The 22142-nt window shown below is 66.2% G+C and carries 13 protein-coding genes; 7 read left to right on the top strand and 6 right to left on the bottom strand.

Features of this window, described 5'->3' with window-relative positions; genetic code table 11:
* Positions 1–13: 13 nt before the first annotated feature.
* From L8K25_RS00240 to L8K25_RS00265, 6 genes are all read left to right on the top strand, one after another.
* Positions 14–1027, top strand: coding sequence for a glycoside hydrolase family 5 protein (locus L8K25_RS00240; protein ID WP_242136920.1), 1014 nt, complete (start codon positions 14–16; stop codon positions 1025–1027).
* The gene (locus L8K25_RS00245) at positions 1024–2826 is read left to right on the top strand and encodes a glycoside hydrolase family 9 protein (RefSeq protein ID WP_242136921.1); all 1803 of its coding nucleotides are present in this window, start codon (positions 1024–1026) and stop codon (positions 2824–2826) included. Before L8K25_RS00240 ends, L8K25_RS00245 begins: the two co-directional genes overlap by 4 nt.
* A 494-nt stretch (positions 2827–3320) precedes the next feature.
* Positions 3321–3839: a YfiR/HmsC family protein gene (locus L8K25_RS00250; protein ID WP_242136922.1), complete on the top strand. Its 519-nt coding sequence runs from the start codon at positions 3321–3323 to the stop codon at positions 3837–3839.
* Between the two features lie 2 nt (positions 3840–3841).
* Positions 3842–5881, top strand: a complete 2040-nt coding sequence (locus tag L8K25_RS00255; RefSeq protein ID WP_242136923.1) for a TonB-dependent receptor — start codon at positions 3842–3844, stop codon at positions 5879–5881.
* Positions 5871–7670, top strand: a complete 1800-nt coding sequence (locus L8K25_RS00260; protein ID WP_242136924.1) for a methyl-accepting chemotaxis protein — start codon at positions 5871–5873, stop codon at positions 7668–7670. Before L8K25_RS00255 ends, L8K25_RS00260 begins: the two co-directional genes overlap by 11 nt.
* Before the next feature lie 501 nt (positions 7671–8171).
* A complete protein-coding gene (locus tag L8K25_RS00265; RefSeq protein ID WP_242136925.1) occupies positions 8172–9599 on the top strand; it encodes a sensor domain-containing diguanylate cyclase in 1428 nt (475 codons plus the stop codon).
* 40 nt (positions 9600–9639) lie between these two features.
* Here L8K25_RS00265 and L8K25_RS00270 read toward each other — a convergent pair whose 3' ends face one another.
* Positions 9640–12126, bottom strand: a complete 2487-nt coding sequence (locus L8K25_RS00270; RefSeq protein WP_242136926.1) for an EAL domain-containing protein — start codon at positions 12124–12126, stop codon at positions 9640–9642.
* Positions 12127–12355: 229 nt separating this feature from the next.
* Here L8K25_RS00270 and L8K25_RS00275 point away from each other — a divergent pair, with 229 nt between their 5' ends.
* The gene (locus L8K25_RS00275) at positions 12356–12661 is read left to right on the top strand and encodes a hypothetical protein (protein ID WP_242136927.1); all 306 of its coding nucleotides are present in this window, start codon (positions 12356–12358) and stop codon (positions 12659–12661) included.
* Between the two features lie 253 nt (positions 12662–12914).
* Here the strand turns inward: L8K25_RS00275 and L8K25_RS00280 are convergent, their stop codons facing one another.
* The 5 genes from L8K25_RS00280 to L8K25_RS00300 all read right to left on the bottom strand — a co-directional run bounded on the left by L8K25_RS00280 (position 12915) and on the right by L8K25_RS00300 (position 22104).
* Positions 12915–16505 (bottom strand): M1 family aminopeptidase, encoded by a 3591-nt coding sequence (locus L8K25_RS00280; RefSeq protein ID WP_242136928.1) that lies wholly within the window; start codon positions 16503–16505, stop codon positions 12915–12917.
* A 9-nt stretch (positions 16506–16514) separates the two neighbouring features.
* Positions 16515–17423, bottom strand: coding sequence for an ABC transporter ATP-binding protein (locus L8K25_RS00285; RefSeq protein ID WP_242136929.1), 909 nt, complete (start codon positions 17421–17423; stop codon positions 16515–16517).
* 337 nt (positions 17424–17760) lie between these two features.
* Positions 17761–18828 (bottom strand): carotenoid 1,2-hydratase, encoded by a 1068-nt coding sequence (locus L8K25_RS00290; RefSeq protein ID WP_242136930.1) that lies wholly within the window; start codon positions 18826–18828, stop codon positions 17761–17763.
* Positions 18828–21371, bottom strand: a complete 2544-nt coding sequence (locus tag L8K25_RS00295; protein WP_242136931.1) for an FtsX-like permease family protein — start codon at positions 21369–21371, stop codon at positions 18828–18830. Before L8K25_RS00295 ends, L8K25_RS00290 begins: the two co-directional genes overlap by 1 nt.
* Entirely contained in the window at positions 21364–22104 is a 741-nt protein-coding gene (locus tag L8K25_RS00300) for an ABC transporter ATP-binding protein (RefSeq protein WP_242136932.1), read from the bottom strand. Before L8K25_RS00300 ends, L8K25_RS00295 begins: the two co-directional genes overlap by 8 nt.
* Positions 22105–22142: the final 38 nt, after the last annotated feature.

Below are 22142 nucleotides of genomic sequence, written 5' to 3' on the forward strand. Positions count from 1 at the left end.
GGGGAGCGACGCGATGATGACGATTTGCCAGAAGCTGAAGCTCGCGCTGGCGTGTTGCGCCGCACTGCTGCCGGTCGCGGCGAGCGCCGCCCGGGCCGGCGAGGCCTTCGCCACCGCCGCGCACCTGCACCGCGGCGTCAACGTGCTCGGCTACGATCCGCTGTGGAAGGACCCGGCGCGCGCACGGTTCCAGCCGCGCCATTTCGCAATCATCCGCAAGGGCGGGTTCGACTTCATCCGCCTCGTGCTCCAGGCGTTCGACCATATGGACGCCACCAACCGGCTTAACCCAGACTGGCTCGCCACGCTCGATCGCGTGGTCAAGCAGGCAAGCGACGCCGGCCTGTCGGTGATCATCGACGAACATGATTTCAACGCCTGCTCGGACGATCCCGACGCCTGTGCCCCGAAGCTGAAGGCATTCTGGCAACAGATCGGCGAGCGTTATCGCACCTCCCCGAAGTCCGTGCTGTTCGAACTGTTGAACGAGCCGCACGGCAAGCTCGACGCGGATCGCTGGAACGCGTTGCTCGCGCAGATCCTCCCCGTGGTCCGCGCGAGCAACCCGCAGCGTACGCTCGTGATCGGGCCGACCAACTGGAACAGCTTGAGCAAGCTGGACACGCTGAAGTTGCCGTCGAGCGACCACAACATTCTGGTCACCTTCCATTATTACGAGCCGTTCCGCTTCACCCATCAGGGTGCGCCGTGGACCGACAATCGCGATCTCCACGACATCCCGCTGACGACGGCCGACGAAAAGCGCATCGGCGCGGACCTCGCCACGGTCGCCGCCTGGAGCAAGGCCAACAAACGCCCGGTGCTGCTCGGGGAGTTCGGCGCGTTCGACAAGAGCGGTACGCCGATCGCGGACCGCGCACGCTACACCGCCACCGTCCGCCGCAATGCCGAGGCGCACGGCTTCCCCTGGGCCTATTGGCAGTTCGACGGCGATTTCATCGTCTACGACATAACTCACGACACATGGGTCGAGCCGATCCGCCAGGCGCTGGTGGGAAAACCATGAGCGTGCGGCGACTCGTTCCGGTCGCGCTGCTGCTCGCGGCGGCGGGGGTGCCGACCCCGCCCGCCGCGATCCGTATCGATCAGGCAGGCTATGAAACGCGCGGTCCCAAGACCGCGGTCTTGCTGTCCGGCGCGGCGACCCCGCTCGACTGGACCTTGAGCGATTCGCGAGGACGGACGGTCGCGTCCGGGTCCACCGTCCCGTTCGGTCCCGACGCGGCGTCCGGGCAAGCCGTTCACCGGATCGTATTCGGCGATTTCCATACCCCCGGCGCTGGCTATGTCCTGCATGTCGGAACGGCCGCGAGCCACCCCTTTGCAATCGCGAACCGCCCGTTCGCGCCCGTCGCAACTGCGGCGATGGCGTTCTTCTACCAACAGCGCAGCGGCGTGCCGATCCTGCCCGCGCTGGTCGAGCGGCGCGACCTCGCGCGCGCGGCGGGCCATGCGCCCGATCGCGCCACCTGTTTTGCGGGGCGTGACCAGAAGGGCGTTCAATGGCCCGGTTGCGGGTATAGCCTCGATGCGACGGGCGGCTGGTATGACGCGGGCGACCAAGGCAAATATGTCGTCAACGGCGGAGTCTCGACCTGGACCCTGCTCGATCTGCACGAGCGCCTCGGCGCGTTCGGCGATGCGGCGGCCTTCGCCGACGGGCGGCTCGCGCTTCCGGAACGCGCCAATGGACGCGACGACCTGCTCGACGAAGCGCAGGTCGAGGTCAAATTCCTGCTCGCGATGCAAATCCCCGATGGCATGTCGCTGGCGGTCGCGCGGCGGGATGGCAAGGCCGGATTCGAAACGATCGACGCCGGAGGGCTCGTCCATACGAAGATCGCGGACGAACATTGGACGTCCTTGCCGACCGCGCCGGCCGATGATCGCGAGCGGCGGTTCCTTTACCCGCCGTCGACCGCCGCGACCCTCAACATGGTCGGCGTGGCGGCACAGGCGGCGCGGATCTGGCGGACGAGCGACCCGGTATTTGCCGCGCGGTGCCTTGTCGCCGCACGACGTGGCTGGGCGGCCGCCGAGCGCTACCCCGACCTGCGTGCCAGTGCGGATTTCACCGGCAGCGGCGGCTATGGCGACAAGGACGTCCGCGACGAATTCACCTTTGCGGCGTCGCAATTGTACGCGTCGACCGGCGAAGCCCCGTTCCTCGCGCGGTTACGCAGCGACGGCGTGTTTGCGGACCCGGGCGACCGGATCGACTGGGGCTATCTGCGGCTTGCGGGCGCGCTGACCCTGGCGACGGTGCCCAGCGCGCTTCCGACCGACCTGCGCGCATCGCTTCGCGCGGGCATCACACGGCTGGCGGACGGCTTTGTCGCGGATACACGTCGCAGTGGCTATGGCCTTCCCTACGCCGGAACGCGCTATCCGTGGGGGTCGAACGCAATGATCCTCAACCGCGCGATCGTGCTCGGCGTGGCTTGGCAGATTCATCCGATGCCCGCCTATCGCGAAGCGGCGGTCGCCAGCGTGGACTATGTGCTGGGGCGCAACGCGCTCGACCAATCCTATGTCACCGGCTTCGGGGCGCGCAGCATGCATCACCCGCACCATCGCTTCTGGGCGGCGATGGCGAACCCGCGCTATCCCGCGCCACCGTCGGGCGTGCTATCGGGCGGGCCCAATTCGGACGAAGCGCGACGTCCGGGGCCGATGCACGGGTGCGCGCCCCAGGCGTGCTGGATCGATGACTACCGGGTCTTCACTGTGAACGAGGTCGCGATCAACTGGAACGCCCCGCTGGTATGGACGGCCGCCTTTCTCGACGCGAGCCGTGCGCGGTAGGCAGTGCTCGTACCGCGCCCCCCGGGGCGGCGTTGCCGCCTGCTTCTACTTCGAGGCGAAAGGTCGCCCTGTCCATAAGGCGACGGGCGGATCCAGGAGGACGGTTAAACTTTTGCGTGCGGCCAAGACCGTCAAGAACAACTGGTCCTGCTCCAGAAAGGTGCTCGCGGTTTTCCAGCGGACCTTCGTGCATCGTGCTGCCAGAATGAACGGCATGGAAGCTGGTAAGCTCATCCGAGCCATGGATCCTGCGACCGCGAAAGTACGCGCCGCCGGATACGTCTAGGCGCCCTCCGAAGGCGAAACCCACGCTTTCAATTTGCTTCACGCCACTTGTTCTGGCGATCAACCCTGGCGCGTCCCCAAGATGGCAGCGGGCGGGTCAACGCTACCGGCGGTTTGTCCAAAGCGCTGAACTTTCCATGGCTTAACGCCGGTATTAACCATTTGGAGAGGACCAGCTGCGAAAACGGGCGCGTCGAGTAGGGGGTAGCGTGCACAAGTCCTGGTTTTCAACGGGCGCCGTCGTAGCGCTTGGTTTCGCAGCGCCGCTGAGCGCCGAACTCAACGTGCCGATCGCGGCGCGCGTCGTCTCCTTCCTCCAGCCGCCGCCAAGCGGGACGATCGCCGCCGCGATCCTCTTCGATCCCGGCAATGCGGCGTCGGAAGCGGAAGCGAGCGCGATCGAACGCTCGATCGGGTCGGGCCTCGCGGCGGGGCGCAGCGCGATCCACGCGCGTCGGCTGCCGATCGGCGCGATGGGTTCGCTCAACGGCTATAATATCGCGTTCGTCACCACCGGTCTGCGCGCCGAACAAGGCGGCATCGCCGCGGCGGCCGCCAAATCTTCGGTTCTGACGATCTCCTCCGATCCGTCCTGCGTCCAGGCGAGCCGGTGCGTGGTCGGGATCACCTCGACGCCCAAGACCCAGATCACCGTCAACCGCGCCGCCGCGCGCGCCGCCAATATCCGCTTCGGATCAGCGTTCCTGATGCTGGTCAAGGAAATCTGACAATGGTTGCTCCCTTGCGTATCCAAAGCCTGCGCACGATCCTCACGATCGGCGCCGCGCTGAGCCCGGCTGCGGCTTTCGCCCAGGCGGTCGATTATCAGGCGCTGCAGGCGACCGTCGGCGAGCCGGTCACGACCAGCGTCACCGGCACGCCGCAGCGCGCGTCGGAACTGCCCGCCTCCGCTACGATCCTCACGCGCGACGACATCGCGCGCTCGCCGGCACGCGATGTTCCCGGCCTGCTCAAGTCGTTGGCAGGCGTCGACGTCAATCGCTGGACCGCCGGGCAGACCGATGTCGCGGTGCGCGGCGGCGTGCAAACCTACAATGCGCGGCTGCTCGTGCTCGTCGATGGCCGGCAGGCCTATCTCGACCATTACGGCATGACCGACTGGAACCTGCTGAGCGTGCAGCTCGAGGAGATCCAGCAGATCGAGCTGGTCCGCGGTCCGGCGAACGCCTTGTTCGGCTTCAACGCCGCGAGCGGGGTCGTCAACATCATCACCCGGCGGGGCGCATCGGCACCCTCGGCAACCGCGACGGCGGAGGTCGGGACCCATGGCGCCAGCAAGCTCGCGGCGTCGGTGCTGCTTCCGGTCACGCCGACGATCGGGATCAAACTCGCCGCCGGTCGCACGCGCGAGGACGAGCGGGCGATCCCGGCGACATTGCTGCGACCCGACATGGTCTACGATGTCGCGAGCGATCAGGTGTCGGGCGATGTCGACGGGACGTTCGGCGCGCTGCAGGTTGCGCTCGGCGCGGGGCATTCGACCAATCGCCAGGTGGAATATCTGCCAAGCCAGCTGCTGTCGAACCAGAACTATTCGAGCGATACGCTGCACGGGTCCGTTACCCGCGACACGCCCTGGGGCGGGTTGACGGTCAATGGCTACGTGAACTGGCTCGACGCACAATACGGCGTCGGTGCAGGCGCGAACGCCACCGACCCGATCGACTATCGGAACCGCATCGTCGTCGCGCAGGCGTCGACGCTCGTTCGGCTCGATACCGTCGATACGCTGCGGCTCGGCACCGAGTACCGCAACAATCAGCTCGAGTCCGATTATCAGTTCGCGCGGCGGATCGCCTATGATGTCGCGTCGGCCAACGCGATGCTCGACCTGCGGCCGCAGGAGCGCGTCTCGTTCACCGTCGCCGGTCGCCTGGACCGGCTCTGGCTTCACCAATCCGGCATGATCGTGCAGCCCGCCTATGACGACCCCGCGGCGTTCGACCGCGCCTTCACGCGGTTCAGCTTCAATGCCGCCCTGCTGATTCGTACCGGCGGCGACGGCATGCTCCGGATCAACGGTGGCCGGGGCTATCAGCTGCCGTCGCTCGTCAATTTCGGGATCCGCCTCCCGATCGTCACGCCGGCGCCAGTTCCGATCTTCGTCGCCGGCTCGCCGCAGATCGACCCCGTCACGGTGTGGAGCGGCGAAGTCGGCTACACGCACCCGCTGCGCGCGATCAAACTGGAAGCGACCGCGTTCGCCACCTGGACGAAAGGCGCGATCGCGTCGCCTGGCGACGGCTTGCAGACCGAGACCTTCCTGTCGCCGCTCCCGTCGCTGGTGGCCCGCTTCCGCGCCGTCGGCGACTTTACCACCTACGGGGTCGAACTCGCCGCCTCGGGTTCGCTCGCAAAGCTGACGTGGCGCGCCAATTATACCTGGACGCACACGGACGATCGTTTGCCGCCGCCAGTCGCGCCGATCCCGTACGCGCTTGCCCCGCAGTCAACCACGCCGGTGCACAAGGCCAATGTGGTGCTGGGGTACGATATCGGCCCGGTGACGCTCAGCGGCGCCGCGCGCTACACGTCCGCCACCCGGCAGCTCGCTTTTTCACCGACGCCGCAACTGCTGCTGTATCGGGTCGATCACGCGGTCGCGCTCGATGCGCGCGCGGGATACCGCGTGACGCGCGCGATCGAGCTCTTCGCAGCGGGTGAGAATCTGGCGCTCGCGCGCGGGGCCGCGGTATCGCCAATTCCTGCGGACCGCCGCGTCCGTGCGGGGGCACGCCTTGCCCTTTGAGGCGATCCTGACGCGCCTTCGAACGCTGGAGGAACGGCTGAAGCTGCCCAGCCGGTCGATCCGCGCCAAGGTTGCGGTGACCCCGATCATCATGCTGGTGCTGTTCATGGCGATGGCGGTCGCCAGCACGACCGCCCTGCTCCTCGCGGGACGCAGCGTCGAGCATGTGGTCAACCGCGACATGCCCGACATCAACCAGCTCAATGCGATCACGCAGCGGTTCGATGCGGCGAACCTGGACGTCTATCATCTGATGGTGGTCAAGGCGGCGAACCCGACCGCCGCGATCGACGCGCGGGTCGGCGTGATCCAGCGCGAGTTGCGCGACGTCCGGTCACGGCTGGTCCAGTTCCGGCAGGCGCATCCCACCCAGGCGGGCGCGTTGAAACCCGTGCTCGTGGAACTCGACCAGTATCGGGCGACGGTTGATGTGGTGACGTCGATGCTTGCGATCGACTTTGCCAGCACGGCCGCAATGGTCGAGCCGTTCCGCACCAATGCGCAACGGATCAACGAGCAAATCCGACAGGTCACGGCAGCGGGCATCCGGCGGGCGGAACAGGAGGCGGCGGGCGCGGTGCTCGGCACCAGGGTCACGATCGTCCTGCTGTTGCTCGCGCTCGTCATCAGTACCGCAGTCAGCCTGGTAATGGCCTATCTCGTCGGCCGGTCGATCGTCCTGTCGATCACCGGGATCGCGGCGGCGACCGAGGCGGTGATGAACGAACGGACGGTCGATTTGGCGGCGCTCGAACGGCGCGACGAGCTTGGCCTGGTGGTCACCGCGCTCGCCTCTTTCCAGCTCCAGCGCACGCAAACGAGGGCGTTGGCAGCGCGTGCCGAGGCGGAGGAAAAGCGCCAGTCCGCCGCGATCGCCACGCTCGAGGCGCAGGGCCGGCTGGACCGCGAGCGGACGCTGGCGGGCCTTGCCGAAGCGTTCGACCGGCAGGTCACCGGGATCATCCGCAAGGCGCAGGGCGCGATGGTCCAGCTCGAAACCAATGCCGCCAGCCTGCAGGACGCGATCAGCGGCAATCGTACGCTGGCGCATGAACTGGACCAGATTGCCGAGCTGTTCGCGACGGAGATGGTCGAAGCGGGAAAGCAGACACAGTCGCTCGCGCGGGCGTTTGATGACATCGACCGCGAAGTCGCCGGGACGAGCCTCGCCGCCAAGTCGATGACCGAGCATGCGCGCAGCGCGAACGAAACGGTCGCGCTCTCGCAGCAGCAGGCCGCCAGCATCGAGCAGATCGTCGACGTGATCACGGCGATATCCAAACAGACCAACCTGCTCGCCCTCAACGCGTCGATCGAAGCGGCGCGCGCCGGACCGGCGGGCGCCGGCTTCGCGGTCGTAGCGGGCGAAGTCAAAATGCTGGCGTCACGGACCGGCGCGAGTGCTGGTGACGTGCGTTCGAAGATCGAGGCGGTGCAGGGGCAGATCCGATCGGTCGTGACGACGACCGAGCATCTCGGCGTGCTGATCCACAGCCTGGACAATGGCGCTGGCCGCGTCGCCACCATGTCCCGCGGACAAACCCAGGCCATCGAGCAGTTGAACGGGCGGATCACCGCGGTCAAGGACCGTAGCCGGACCCTTACCGAAGCAAGCCACCAGATCTCGTCGTCGGTCGCGTGCAGCCTTGCCGCGATCGAGGAGGTTCAGCAGACCGGAGCATTGCTCAAGCTCACGCTCCAGTCGCTTGCCAACGATGCACAGCGGTTCACGGCCCATTTCGTGGTCGCGCGCGCAGTACCACCGGACGCGGAACCGCGCACAGGATAGCGCTATTGCGCCTTCCCAGTGACACGTGCCCATCGCACCCGCTCACCCTTGATGGCCTATAGCATCATCCTTTTTGCCGGCATTGACGGCATGGCCTTCCACTATAGTCTGAGCGTTCTCGAGAAACTGCTCGGAGAGGGAAGATGCAACTGCCTGCAAGGGTACGTGCTCGCGCTGTGTGTGCTGAGGCGTTTGTTGTCGTTGCCGTCACGGCGCCTTTGATAACTCTGTGCATCGCCTTACATCTGAAGGGTATCTTGGTGAATTAAAGAGGGCGGATCGTCGCGACACCGGCGGTTCCGTTCGGCGTCTCGCCAGCAGTCCGCCGCGGAAGCAGCACGGACCTGGTAAGATCGAGCAAATCGACGCGCGTCGCCAAGCCTTTGCATCAAACGTCCTCTATCGTCCTGTGGTTACGTCACATTTACCCCCTGCGACTACGACCGGCCGATGCACCACAGCCCGATTTTGCCGCATCCGAACTCCACAAGGCGTACGCAAATGCACGCAGACCTGCTTGAGGGTGGCGGGTTCTGGCAATGCCTGCCGGGACCGGAACTGACCGCGGTCGCAGAACTCGCGCAGCGCCTGCTCGGCAGCGACATGAGCGCCTTTTCGGTCCTTGATCGCGATTGGCAGTGGCTGACCGCGAAATGCGGCATCGATGGCGACAGGATGCCGCGAGAACACGGCTTCTGTGGTCGGGTCGTCGATACGAACGCGGTGCTGCTCCTGCCCGACGCGGCGGCAGACCCGGATTATCGCGATCATCCGATGGTCGCGGGCGAGCCGCACGTCGGCGCTTATGCCGGTATGCCGGTGGTGATGCACAATGAGGATGGTCACGACGTCGTCGTCGGCTCCCTCTGCGTCGTCTATCGCCGGGCCCGCGCGTTTGAGCCCGACGCGGTGGAGCAATTGCGCAAGCTCGCGGCAATCGCGGCGGCGCTGGTCAGCAGCCGCCTGACCGCACTGGAGCTCGCCGACCTCGCAGCGCAGCGGCAGGACGATCTCCAGCGCCTCGCACGGATCCATCGCCAGCTCGGCCAGGCCGAGCGGATCGCGGGGATGGGATCATGGCGCCTCGACCTTGCCGACAACAGCATCCACTGGTCCGATCAGGTCTACGCAATCCACGACCTGCCGATGACGCAGGTCCCGCCCCTCGAGTCCGCGATGTCCTTCTATCCGGGGCGTTCCCGCACCACCCTGACCGACGCGCTCGACCTTGCGATCCGGCAGGGGCGGCCGTTCGACGAAGAGGTCGACTTCGTCTCGGCAACCGGCACCGCCAAGCGGGTGCGCAGCATGGGCGAGGTCGAGGTTCAGAACGGCACGCCCGTAGCACTCATCGGCGTGTTCCAGGATGTCACTTGTCGCTACGAGATGGAACAGGCGTTGCGGCGATCGGCCAGCACCGACGAGTTGACCGGACTCATCAACCGTGCCGGCTTCAATCGCCTGTTCGCGGAGGCAATGGCGGCAGCCGCCGATGATGCGGGTCCGCTCGCCCTGATGCTGATCGATCTCGACGGCTTCAAGGCGGTAAACGACCAGTGTGGACACCTTACCGGCGATCAGGTGCTGCAAACGATCGCGTCGGCACTCCATGCGCCGTATCTGGCGGATTGCACCTGCGCGCGACTGGGCGGCGACGAGTTCGCGATCCTCGTGCGCGGTCGAGCCCCGGACGCCGTAACGACCCTCGCGCAGACGCTGCTGGCGGATCTGCGCCATGAGGTTGCCGTGGGCGACGGTGAAACGCTTGCGGTGTCCGGCACGCTGGGCATCAGCTGGTTCGCGCCGGGCCTGTGCGAACGGGACCTGCTGCGACGCGCCGATGTCGCGCTGTATCATGGAAAGCGGACCCAGCGGTGCACGGCGACCTGCTATGCGCCGGCGCTCGACGAGAAGCCGGACCGACCATAGACGCGTAGCGGCACGCCATGCCCCTGCTCAGCGGGCGGCCTTACGCCTCTGCCGCGCCGACCACCGCATCGAGAATGACCCCGTTCTTGAAGCTGCCGATCACGGCGGGGCGACCGATGTGATAGCCCTGGACGACGTCGCAGCCTTCCGCGCGCAGCCGCTCGAGCTGATCGCGCGTTTCGACCCCTTCCGCGACAACCGGCATGCCCAGCCCCCGGCCCAGGCCGATCACGGCCTGGACGATCGCAAGCGACTGCGGATTTTCGTCCATGTCGCGGATGAAGGATTGGTCGATCTTCACCTTGTCGAACGGAAAGGTGCGAAAATAGGTAAGGGATGAATAGCCCGTGCCGAAATCGTCCATCGACACCGACACGCCAAGCGCGCGAAATTCCGTCAGCAGGCGGATCCCCCGGGCGGTGTCCTTGATGAGCATCCCCTCGGTGATCTCGATCTCCAGCCGCCGCGGGGCAAGCGCCGCCTTCGCGAGGATGCGCCCGACCTGGGCGACGAGGTCGTCCTCGTCCATCTGCGCGGGGGAAAGGTTCACCGCGACCTTCAGTTCGGGGCTCCAGCTCGCGGCTTCGGCGGCGGCCGCCTCCAGCACGAAGCGGCCAAGATCAGGCATGATCCCGCTCTCCTCCGCGATCGGGATGAACAGCGATGGTGGAATGCGCCCCAGCCGGGGGTGATCCCAGCGCGCCAACGCCTCGAAGCTGATGACCGTGCCGGTCACGGCATCGGCGAGCGGCTGATATTCGACATGGATTTCGCCGCGATCGAGCGCGGTGCGTAGATCGGACTCGACTTGCCGGCGCTCCCGCGCGGCGTGGTCCATCGCGGGCTCGAAGAAGCACCATTGATTGCGCCCCTCGGCTTTCGCCCGGTAGAGCGCCAGATCGGCGTTGCGCAGCACCAGATCACTGTCGCCGCCGTGGCTCGCCTGGTGGATCGCGACCCCGGCCGAGGCACCGATACCCACCCCGTGACCGCGGATCCCGAACGGGCGGGCCAGCGTGTCCACGGTGCGGCGGGCGATCCGCCCGGCACTGCCGCTGTCCGCCACCAGAACGGCGAATTCATCCCCCCCGAGGCGGGCAACCGGAGACTGCGATGCGGTCACGATGCGCTGCGCCGCCTCGACCAGCACCTCGTCCCCCGCGGCATGGCCGTAGAGATCGTTGACGATCTTGAAGCGGTCGAGATCGAGGCAGATGATCGCCGGGGTGCCGCCCGCCGCGATGCATTCGTCGACGATCTCGCCGAATCGGGTCCGGTTGAGCAGACCGGTCAGCGGGTCATGATGCGCCAGATACGAGAGCCGCTGGTTGGCCTCGCGCTCTTCGGTGACATCTTGCGCGAAGCCGAGCAGGATCATCCGGCCATCGGGCCCGACTGACCTGATCTTCGTCGCCTCGATCTGCCGGACGGTTCCATCGGGTCGGGTCATCGTCCGCTCGAGCAGGATCGGGCCGGACGTCGCCATCGCGGCGTTCGTCGAGCGGCGATAGGCCTCCATGTCGGCCTGCGGAAACACGTCCCCCCAGCTACGCCCGATGATGTCCTGGCGACCGCGACCGCTCAGCTGTTCGAAGGCGCGGTTGACGAACACGTAGCGGTCGGTGGTGAGATCCTTGGCATAGATCGCCGCAGGCATGTTCTCGACGATCGCGTCGGTCAGCATGCGGCTCGCTTCGCGCTCGGCCTCGAGCAGTCGGCGCGCGGTCGCGTCGCGGAGGATCGATACGATCGTGACGTCGTCGCCTTCGCGGTGGACGCCTAGGGTGAGTTCGACGTGCACCTCGGTCCCGTCACGACGCAAGGCGGGAATTTCTACCACGCGCATCGGCTGCGCGCTGTCCGACGCGACCAGGCGGTCGAACCCGGCACTATGCGCGCTGCGCATCGCCGGCGGGATGATGAAGGTGATCGGCCGACCCAGCGCCTCGTCGCGCGGCCAGCCGAGCAGCGCCTCCGCCGCAGCGTTCCAATGCGTGACCCGGCCATGCCGGTCGCAGGTGACGAACGCATCCGTCGTGGTCTGGTCGATCACCGTCGTGGCGCGTTCGCGATGCCGCAGTTCGCTGAGCTCGACGCGTTCGACCACCTGTTCCGCGAGCAGCATCAGCCCACGCAGGTCGCGATCGCCGAAGGTTCGCGGGCGACGATCGACGATGCAGAGCGTCCCGAACACGACCCCGTGCCGGTTCCGCAAGGGAACGCCGGCGTAGAATCGCGCGTGAAGGTCCCCGAGGACCAGCGGATGATCGTGGTAGCGGAGATCGGCGGCCAGGTCCTCGACGATCAGCGGCTGCGCCGTCTCGAGCACGTGCCCGCAGAACGCGATGTCCTTCGGAGCGCTGCAAAGGTCGAGGCCGATCTTTGCCTTGACCCAAACGTCCTCGCCATCGTCGATGTTGACCAGCGCAATCGGGACGTCGAACCGGTCGGCGGCGATCGCCGCGATCAGGTCATATTCGGGCGAAGGCGTTCGCGGGAGCTGGGTGGTACCGATCGTTGTGTTCATACCCTTGGGGCCGCTCGTTCGTGCAAGCACAAAGGGATACAGCGTGTCTCTTACCGAAATGTGCACGCCGCCCCGGAAGCGGCCCGTTGGCGCGCTGATCGTATCTGTGGGGTAGCAGGACGGGCCGACGTCGCCGCTGCGGCAAGTTTATCTCGAAATCCGGACCAGTACGCGGGATATAACGGCCGTACGTGCGTTGAGCGCTTCTGGATTCACCGGAGATTGCGCCATGCCTACGATCAACGCCACGTTCGAGACCCGACGCGAAGCCGAATTGGCCATCGAGCACCTCGTGCAAGAGCATGGGATAGACCGCGACGACGTGGAGGTCGGTACGGAGGGCGACCAGAATAGCGCCGGCACCGAGGCCAGCGGCGCTGACAATGAGACCGAGCTCGAGGCGGGTACGGAAGACGAGGCTGCGTTGAACGGTCGCATCGCGCTTACCGTCACAATCGACAGCGAGGAAGCTGCCGAATCCGTCCAGGAAGTCCTCGAGGAATACGGCGGGGACGACGTTACGATCGAGGGCTGACCGCTTCAATGAGGACAGGCCGCGGTTTATAGTCTGCCGACGCCGCCCCGGGTGTCCCGGTATTGCACCGAGGAAGACCCGGGCGGCATTGGAGACACGCTCCGCGATGCCGCCGGTGAAGGCGGCACGATAACGGTCGGTCGCAGTCCCCTCCCCATCCTGGAGCCGAACGCCGGTGTCCTTGGGTGGAGGCAGGCTGCGGCGGGCAAAGAGGTAGCTCAAACCGTTTGCCCTTGAGTAAAGATTCGTACCCCTAGCCAGCTACGACCGGCACGATATTGTCGTCGGAATTCCGATCCACATATGTGTTGTAGGGATCGATACCCGCAAAGGCCGGCTTGCGGCGGGTTACGATGCGGATCGTCTGGACACCCGATTGCACCGGCCGCCGTTCGATTGCGATGACGTCCTTGGCCGCAAACGCGCCGAGCTCGGGTTTCTGGTCGAACAGTCCGATGGCGATGTGGTCTTGCAACGCAGCGGGCGTTTCCTTGCCCGTACCCGTCGCATAGAACTTGCCCGCATCCACGCTCAGGCTGGTCTTGAAGGTGCCGTCGGCCAACGTCCGCACGGTCGCCGTCTTGGCTTTCAGATCGTAGATCGTAATCCGATCGAGCAGGTCGAGTACCAGCTGCCGTTCCTCCGGCGTTCGGGCCAGCCCAAGGAAGCCGTTCACGAGCTCGAGCGAGCGCGGATACGGCTGGCTCTTGAACCGATATTTGGCGAGCAGCGCGCGGAGCATGGTGTTGACGCGGGCTTCGCCCAGCCGGTCTTGCAGCAGATACATCACCACCGCGCCCTTGCGGTAATGGATGTAGCCCTGGTCCTCGACCCGATCGAGCGGCAGCTCCTCGATCCGCTCCGATCCACGCGCGCGCAGGTAGCTGTCGAGTTCATATTTGAGAAAGCGGCGGATCTTGTCCTCGCCGTACAGGTGTTTCATCACCATCAGCGCGGAATATTGCGCCATCGTTTCGACCAGGATCGTGCCGCCCTGCTGGTCCGCGCTGATGATCTGGTGCGCCCAATATTGGTGACCGAGTTCGTGCGCGGTGACATAGGTGACATAGTCGATCTTGTCCGGGCTGTTATTGTCGGCGAGGAAGCCGATCCGCTCCGAATAGGGGATCGTGCCCGCAAAGGCCTGGGCGAAACTGTCATAGCCAGGAAACTCGATGATCCGCGCATAGTCGAACTGATAGGGTCCGAAATTGGCGCGATAATAGCCGAGGGAAGTCTTCATCGCGGCCAGCATGCGATCCACGTTATAGCCGTGCTTGGCGTCGTAGAAGACCGACAGCCTGACTCCGTCGGCATTCTCGGACTTCTCGGCATAGGCGGCGGACTGTACCGAGAAGAAGGCGAGGATCGGCGCGGGTGACACAAAACGCGCGGTGCGGCGCGCGCCGGCGATCGTATCGGATATCTTGCGGCCCGGCGCAATCGGCGTCTGCCCGGCATCGGTCGATACGGTGATGTCCGAATTCACCCAGTCGGCATCGCCGATATAGTTGCGCCGCTGCGCGGATACGTCTTCCAGCTTCGCCTTGCGCAGCTCGGACGGCAGTCCGTATTTGCGGCGCTTGACGCGATCCGCCAGCAGGCCGTCGCGGTTCATGCCGATCTTCGGAGTGAACTGAGCGTTGTTGAGGAAGGTGCCGTTCGCGATCAGCCGCGTGTCGTCGCCATTGGCGCGGAGCGCGACGGTCTGGCGGCGGGTCTGGAAATCGAGCGTTCCCGTGGCCCCCGGCGCAAGCGGGGTGTCGAAACGATAGATGCGGTATTTGAAATCGGCATCATTCATCACGAGTTTCGTGCCTGGAACGGCAATCGACACGATGGCCGTATTCTCGTCCTGCAAGCGCACGTGAAGGTCGCGCACCGGCGCACCGGTGTCGTTGACGAAACGATAGCGGCCGCGCGCCGTCATCTGCCGCATCTTCGGATGGAGCTGTACATCGAGCGTGATGTCGGTGGTCGAGGGCTGAAGCAGCTTTTCGTAGGGAAGGTATTTCTTCTCATAGGTCGCGAGGCGCTGCTCGCTGTCGTCGCGCGTGCGGTAGATGTTGAGCACGTCCATCTGCCGATAGAGCCACACGCCGGTCATGGTCGAAACGAGCAGCGCGGCCGCCAACACCGCGCCGGCCGGCCCCTTCAACCGGTTCGGCACCTGGCGCAGCCGCGGCCAGAGCCGTGTTTCGGTCCCGCGCCGCCACAGCACGTGCGCGAAGACCGCCAATGCCAGGGCGATGCCCGCCCAATACAGGCGCAGCCACCAACTGAGCGGGCCGCCGATCTGATCGCCGTTCATGTCGGACAGCTGGACGTTGCCGGTGCTGCCATAGTTATAGAGCGGGTGATCGAACCCGATGGTCGACAGCGTCAGCGTGGCGACCAGATAGATCACCATGATTCCCCAGCCGATATATTTGTTGGGGCTGAGCGCCTGGACGAACACGGACAGGACCGCGAGCAGCACCATGTCGACCGTCAACGGCAGCAGATACCAGTCGAGATATTGCAACGGCTCGAGCGCGGTAACCCCGCGCGCGAGCTGGACGAGGACGGCAGCGACCGCGGAGATCAGCACCGTCGCGAACAGCACGCCCGCTACAGCGAGCACTTTGGGCGCGATATACGCCCAATTGGGTAGCGAGGTCGCATCGATGATCTCGTGCATGCGCCGTTCGCGGTCCCGCCATACCACCTCGCCGCCATAATAGATCGCGATGATCAGCGGGAAGACGCCGAACGCCCCCATCAACGTGCCGATCACCGCAAAGGTCAGCGGTCGCGCGGCCGTGCCGTACATTTCGCCGGCGAAGATCAAGCCGCCGAGCGCATTGAACAAACCAATCAGCAGCAGGACGAAAAACGCCGGGCTGCGGAAGACCAGCCCCATCTCGAAGCGACACCGCAGCCACAGCCGCGCCCGTCCCGCTGCCGCCGGGCGGACCGGCGGCAGCGCCTGTACGAGCAGTGGCGCCGTGGCCCCGAGCTTCGCCTCCTTGCGTTGCTGACGGCGCATCGTGCCCGTCGACACGCCGCGCTCGGCGAAGCTGAAGCGGGCGTATGCGAACATCAGCGCCGCGGCCGAGACGACCAGCCAGATCACCCGGTTCCACAGCAGAACGCCCGAAAAGGCGGGCAAGTGCGCGTTCGATTCGCTTGCGGTGAAATAGCGCGTCGTCTTGCTGAGTGCGCCGATCCCGAACGGCTCGATATACGCTCCCAGCTCGCGATATTCGTGCTTGGACCGGATCACCGCGTTGAGGACGACATAGAGGACGAGGAACAGCACGACGCCGAGGTAGGAATACATCATCGAACGCGTCGTCGTCGCGACCGCGAAGAAGATCGCCGCGGTCAGCAGCAGGTTGGGCAGCGCGAGCAGGACATAGACGTACAGATAATCCTGCAGGCGGTTCGGCCCCAACGTCTCGGAGTCGACCCATGGCATCAGCGAACCGATCCAGATCGCCAGCGGCACGACCAGGAAAGTGATGGCCGCCGCGACGAACGCGCCGACGAAGCGCGCCAGCAGATAATCGAACTTGCTGACCCGCGTCGAGCGCACCATCGGGCCGAACCCGCTCTCGTCGTCGCGTACGATCACGTTGGCGACGAACGCCGTCGTCACGAACATATAGAACAACGTTAGGATCAGTGAGACCTGGGCAAGCGCAACGGGCGCGTTCTTGTGGATGTTGCCACCGCTACCGATCTGGATCTGTTCGGTGGTCATCGCCCCGAAGGGCAACAGGAAGAACAGCACCGATACGACCCAGAAGACCGGGTTGCGAAATTGGTAGCCGAGTTCGAAGCGGGCGATTTTGCCGAACATGTCGCCCCCTTACGCCGCGACGGCAGGCTGTGCGGGGTCCGTCGCGATATGGCGCGACCGCGAGAGCGTGGAGAAGTACACGTCCTCCAAACCGCCCTGCACCAACGCGAAACCATCGCCAGGGTCGGTGTCCGACAGGACGTGGATGATCGTCCGCCCCGCGAACAGGCGGGTCGAGATGACCTTCATCGTTGACGCATATCGCGCGAGGTCGTCGCGCGCGATCGTCTTGGCCCAGACGGTGCCGCGCGAGGCCTGGATCAAGTCCTGCGGCGCGCCCTCCAGCTGGATCTTGCCGGCGGCGAGCACCGCCATGCGGGGGCAAAGGTCGGCAACGTCCTCGACGATATGCGTCGACAGGATGATGACGACATTCTCGCCGATTTCGGCGAGCAGGTTCAGGAAGCGATTGCGTTCCTCCGGGTCCAGCCCGGCGGTGGGCTCGTCGACGATGATCAGTTGCGGATTGCCGATCAGTGCCTGCGCGATGCCGAAGCGCTGGCGCATGCCGCCCGAGAAACCCGCGATCGCCTTCTTGCGCACGTTCCATAGGTTCGTCTGGTTGAGCAGCGTCTCGACCGTCTCCTTGCGCTCGCGCGCCGACGCGACGCCCTTAAGCACTGCCATATGATCGAGCATGGCATAGGCCGACACGCGCGGGTACACGCCGAAATCCTGTGGCAGATAGCCGAGCCGCTCCCGCAAGCGATCGGGCGTCGCGAGAATGTCGATGTCGTCGAAGCGTATGCTGCCCGAGGTCGGGGCCTGCAGCGTCGCGACCGTGCGCATCAGGGTCGACTTGCCGGCGCCATTGGGGCCAAGCAGCCCGTACATCCCCTTGGGAATGGCCAGCGATACATCGTCCAGCGCGCGCGTGCCGTTGGCATAGATATGCGTGACGTTCTTCAGCTCGAGCATGTTCCACCCCCATGTCGCTGTACGATAGCGCCGTGTATTACGATCCTAAAGCACTATTTTACCATCCTGGCGAAGTCGATGTCTGGTTTTATCGAACGACGCGGAGCGGTGCGCAAGTCCGTTGACCCATCGTCACCGTGCGCTGGAACGGTGTTTGGCCATCTGGGCGAGTAATCCACACTACGTCGAACGATCGGCATGCTGGCAGCGACAGTGGCGGAAGCGTCCGAATTGTCGGTATTTCGTCAACGATGAAGACAATGCTTCGCCGCTACGCCAGAACAAGCGTGCCGCTCCGGTACGATCGCCGAAACGTGCCGGTCTTCATGCGGCGTTGCTACATCGATAACGGCCGGTCATACCCCGTCAGCTCGAGATACCCGCGACCGCCAGGCGTTCGCACGGCACCCTCCCAATAGACCGGAAGCCCACTTCGACGGGCGTCGAGTTCCTGCGCGGCGAACATTGGCGTGAGCCGACGCGTCGTGACCTTTCCGTCCACGCGAATGCTGAGGTCTTGCGTGACCGGATACGCTGCCCCGGTCGCCCGGCTCCGCCAGAGGGTGACCGGCCGGAACGCCACGTCCGAACGCCCCAGCACCACCGTCCTCCCGCCGGGCTGGCGCAAGGCGCCACCCGCCCAGAGCGTACCGCCGCCCTTCCGGCGTATCCTAAACGCCATCAGCGACGATCCGTCCGCGAGATTGAGGCCGGTCCAGTCCCACCCCTGCGCTGCGGGCGCGAGATAGTTCGAGGACCATTCGCGATCGAGCCATGCCTCGCCGGTCACCGCCGTGCTGCGATCACCGCGGACGACGCGCCCGGATACCTGCAGATGCGGCATCGAATAATAATAGCTCGCTTCCTGGCTTTGCGGCCCCTTGCGGCTGTACCCCCCTTGTCCTTGCGGCAACGGCGGCTGCGTAGGGGTGAACGCAAGCGCGAGCTTAAACCCGTCGGCCACCACGTCGGTCTGCCAGCGTCCGTCCGGAAGACGGCGGAGCCGCCAATCACGGATCGCCACGTCCGCATCGCCCGTTTTGGCCGACGCAAGCCCAAAACCTTGCCGCGCTGCCCGCTCACCGTGCAGCAGACGCCCGTTCGCCGGGTCCGAAAGCGCGGCATGCGCAAACAGCACCTGGCTGGCGACGAAACGGCTCGGGTTGCCGGCATCGACGGGCGGACGAGTACGGAAAAACGTCACCTGAAAGCCTAGATCCTTGCCATCCGCTGTCTTGAGCCAGCCGGTCACATACCACCATTCCGTCCGGAACGCCGGATGCGCGCCATGATCCCCCGGAAACCGCAGGACGATGCCAGGGCGCACTTGCGGATACGGCGTGGCCGCGGGTACCGCGACCGCGATGGCGGCAAGCGCCCCGGTCACCATGGCGGGTCGCCGCATCACCAATCCTCCCGGACCGACTGGATCGCGCTGCGGGCGGTTGCGCGACGTCCAGCCAGAACCGCAGTGCCCGCAGCCGCCCCGGTAAGGGCCCCCGCGACGCTGACCAGCGTGCCGATCGGTACGCGCGTCGTCATCGTCCAGTTGAAGGACTGCGGGTTGATGACGTGGATCAGCACCTGCGCCAGTACCAGCCCAAGACCGATCCCCGCAAGCGCACCCGTCAGGCCGACGATCGCCCCCTCGGTCGCGAGCATCGCGGTCAGCTGGCGGCGGGTCAGGCCGAGGTGGCGCAGCATGCCGAACTCGCGTTCGCGCGCGATCGTCTGCGCGGACATCGTCGCCGCCACGCCCGCGAGCCCGACCACGATCGCCACCGCCTCCAACAGATACGTCACTGCGAAGCTGCGGTCGAACAACGTCAGTGCAAGCCGGCGCAGCGTCGCGGGCCGGGTCATTGCAACCTGCGCCCGCAGCGATGCGGGAAGTCGCGCGGTCATGCCGGCGGCAATCTTGCCAACGTCCTGCCCCGGTTTCACGGTCACGGAAATCTCGTTGCGGCCATCGTCGCCGGTCAGACGCTGATAATCGACCTCGTCGATCAGGACCGCCCCCGCCTGACGACCATAATCGCGCCATACGCCGGCCACGAAGAAGCGCGTGCCCCCGGCGATCGGCAGCGTCAGCGTGGCGCCCGGCTCCCACCCGTACAGGCGCTCTGCCGGTTCGGACACCCAGACCGGCACCACGCCGACGGGCAGCGATGACGCACGCTTGATCAGGACCAGCAACGGATCGCGACCGTTTCGTTCGGGACGGGCGATCAGGCTGACCGGGGGGCGATCGGCGGCGATGGTCAGCGGCAACTCTCGGCTGAACGCGACCGTCGCGATGCCGGGTGTCGCCGACAGGCGAGCCCGCGTGGCCGGGTCGAACGATGCACCCGCCGTGGTCCGCGCGTACAGGTCCGCCCCCAGGACGTCACCGAGCCAGTCATCGACTGCGCCACGGAAGCTCGTCACCATCGTCGCCATGGCGATCATCAGCGCGGTCGAGGCCACGATGCCGCACAACGCGGTCGCCGCCGCACCGGGAGCACCGTGCAAATGCAGCACCGCCAGCCGGCGCGGAACCGGTCCCGGCACCCACGCCCGTCCCCGATCCCGCTGCGCCAACGGGCCGAGCAATGCCCTGGCGAGCCAGGGCACGCCTGCCACGCCCCCCGCCAGCATCAGCGCCATGCCCGCAAAACCGAACAGCGGGAGACCGGCGACCGCCGGCAACAGCGCCGCGCCGATTCCAGCGATCAGCAGCGCTGCGGCGGGCCACCACGCGACCGGTCGACGCGGATCGAGCACGTCGCCGGCATTCTTGAGCGCCGCCGCCGGCGCGGCGCGGGCCGCGACCCGGGCCGGCAGGGCGCTGCCAAGGCACGCTGCCAGCAAGCCGAGGAGAAAAAAGACCAGTGCCGCCCATGGCTGGAACACGACGCCGGTGCTGCTCCCCCCGAAGTACCCCGCGCCGAGATCCCCACCCAACCACTGTAGCGCCGCCCATGCCAGGCCATAGCCTGCCAGCAGTCCCACCGCGGAACCGACCACGCCGATCGCCAGGCCTTCCACGACGATCGCTGCGATCACCCCGCCGCGAGGCATGCCGAGTGTCCTGAGCAAGGCGAATGCACGCTGTCGACGGACCACGGAAAGCGACTGCGCCGAATAGACGAGGAAGCCTCCGGTCAACAGCGCAACGAGTGCCAGCATGTCGAGGTTGACGCGATAAGCCCGGGACAGCGCATCGCCTTGGGCGTTCTGCGCCGCAGCGGTGGACAGAACGGCGTCGGCGGGTAACAGCGCCCGCAGCGCCGGCTCCGCTGCGGTACGATCGGCCAATGCCAGGTCCAGCCGATCAATGCGCCCGAGCCTGCCGAAACGCCACTGCGCACCCGCGATGTCCATAACTCCGACCGATGCGTCCCCTGCGCCGGGCAGCGTGCCCGCAATCCGCAGCGGCACCGTCCTGCCGTTCGCGACGATGCGCACCGTCGCACCGACGCGTGCGCCGATCTGGGCGAGCGTTTGTCGGGACAGGAACAGTGCGGTTTCGTCGAAGGGGGTATCGTTTCCCGCGTCCGGGCCGGCCGGACGCAGACCGATCAGCGACGGCGTCACGACGGCGGCACGGATGACATCGATCCCCAGCAAGGTCAGTCGAACGCGGCCGATCCGCGCATCGAGACTGACGACCGGGCTGACGTCGGCTACCCCCCGAGCAGCTGCGATCTTCGGATAGAGGCGCTCATCGATCCCGAGCGGACTGGTGGCGCGGACCGACAATTCCGCGGCGCCGCTGACCCCGCGCATCGCGCCGTCAAACGACGCCAGGGCAGACCCGTTGACCAGGTGGACGGCGAACCCCAGCGCCACGCCCACGGCGATCGCTACAGCCGTCATCAGGAAGCGAGCGGGATGGAACCGCCACTCACCCGCGACGAGCCAAGCGAGCGCGAGCCGTCCCGAGATCAGCCCGGCGGTCTCAGCCACGCCGCTCGACCAGGCCGTCGGCGCCGAGCGTCAGCACTCGGTCGGCGATAGCCGCACTTGCCGTGGAATGCGTCACCATGATTCCCGCCGCGCCATTGCCACGCACGGCCTCGGCAAACAGGGCCAGCACGCGCGCCGCGGTCTGGGGGTCGAGGTTCCCCGTCGGTTCGTCGGCTAAAATCAGTGCGGGACGGTGCACCAGCGCGCGCGCGATCGCGACGCGTTGCAATTCCCCGCCCGACAGGTCGCGCGCATACCCCCCGCCCCGCCCGGCCAGGCCGACCGCATCGAGCATCACGTCCGCCCGCAAATCCGCCGCTGCGGCATCGGGTGATACGAGCGCCAGGGGCAAAGCGATATTCTGGCGCAACGTCAGATACGGCAGGATATGAAAAGCCTGGAACACGAACCCGATCCGCTCCCGCCGCAGGCGCGTCCGCGCCGTTTCGTCGAGCCCGCCGAGATCGATGCCGTCGATCGTCACACGGCCTTCGTCCGCTTCATCCAGCCCGGCGAGGATGTTGAGCAGGGTCGATTTTCCCACGCCGGATTCGCCGATGATCGCCACGAGCTCCCCCGCCGAAACCGCAAGGTCGAGGTCGCGGAAGAGCCGGCGCGGTCCAGGCACGGATTTACCGAGCGCACGAACGTCGAGCAGCGCCCGCCGTCCGGTACCGGGCGGGGGAGCCGGCGCCGCTCGGAGCCCTTCGCTGTCGTACCCAGTCCCGCGCATGCGCAGTCGTCCATTCAAAGTTCGAGGGTCAGGCCAGT

The organism is Sphingomonas sp. TREG-RG-20F-R18-01 (assembly GCF_022662475.1).
GTDB lineage: Bacteria > Pseudomonadota > Alphaproteobacteria > Sphingomonadales > Sphingomonadaceae > Sphingomonas.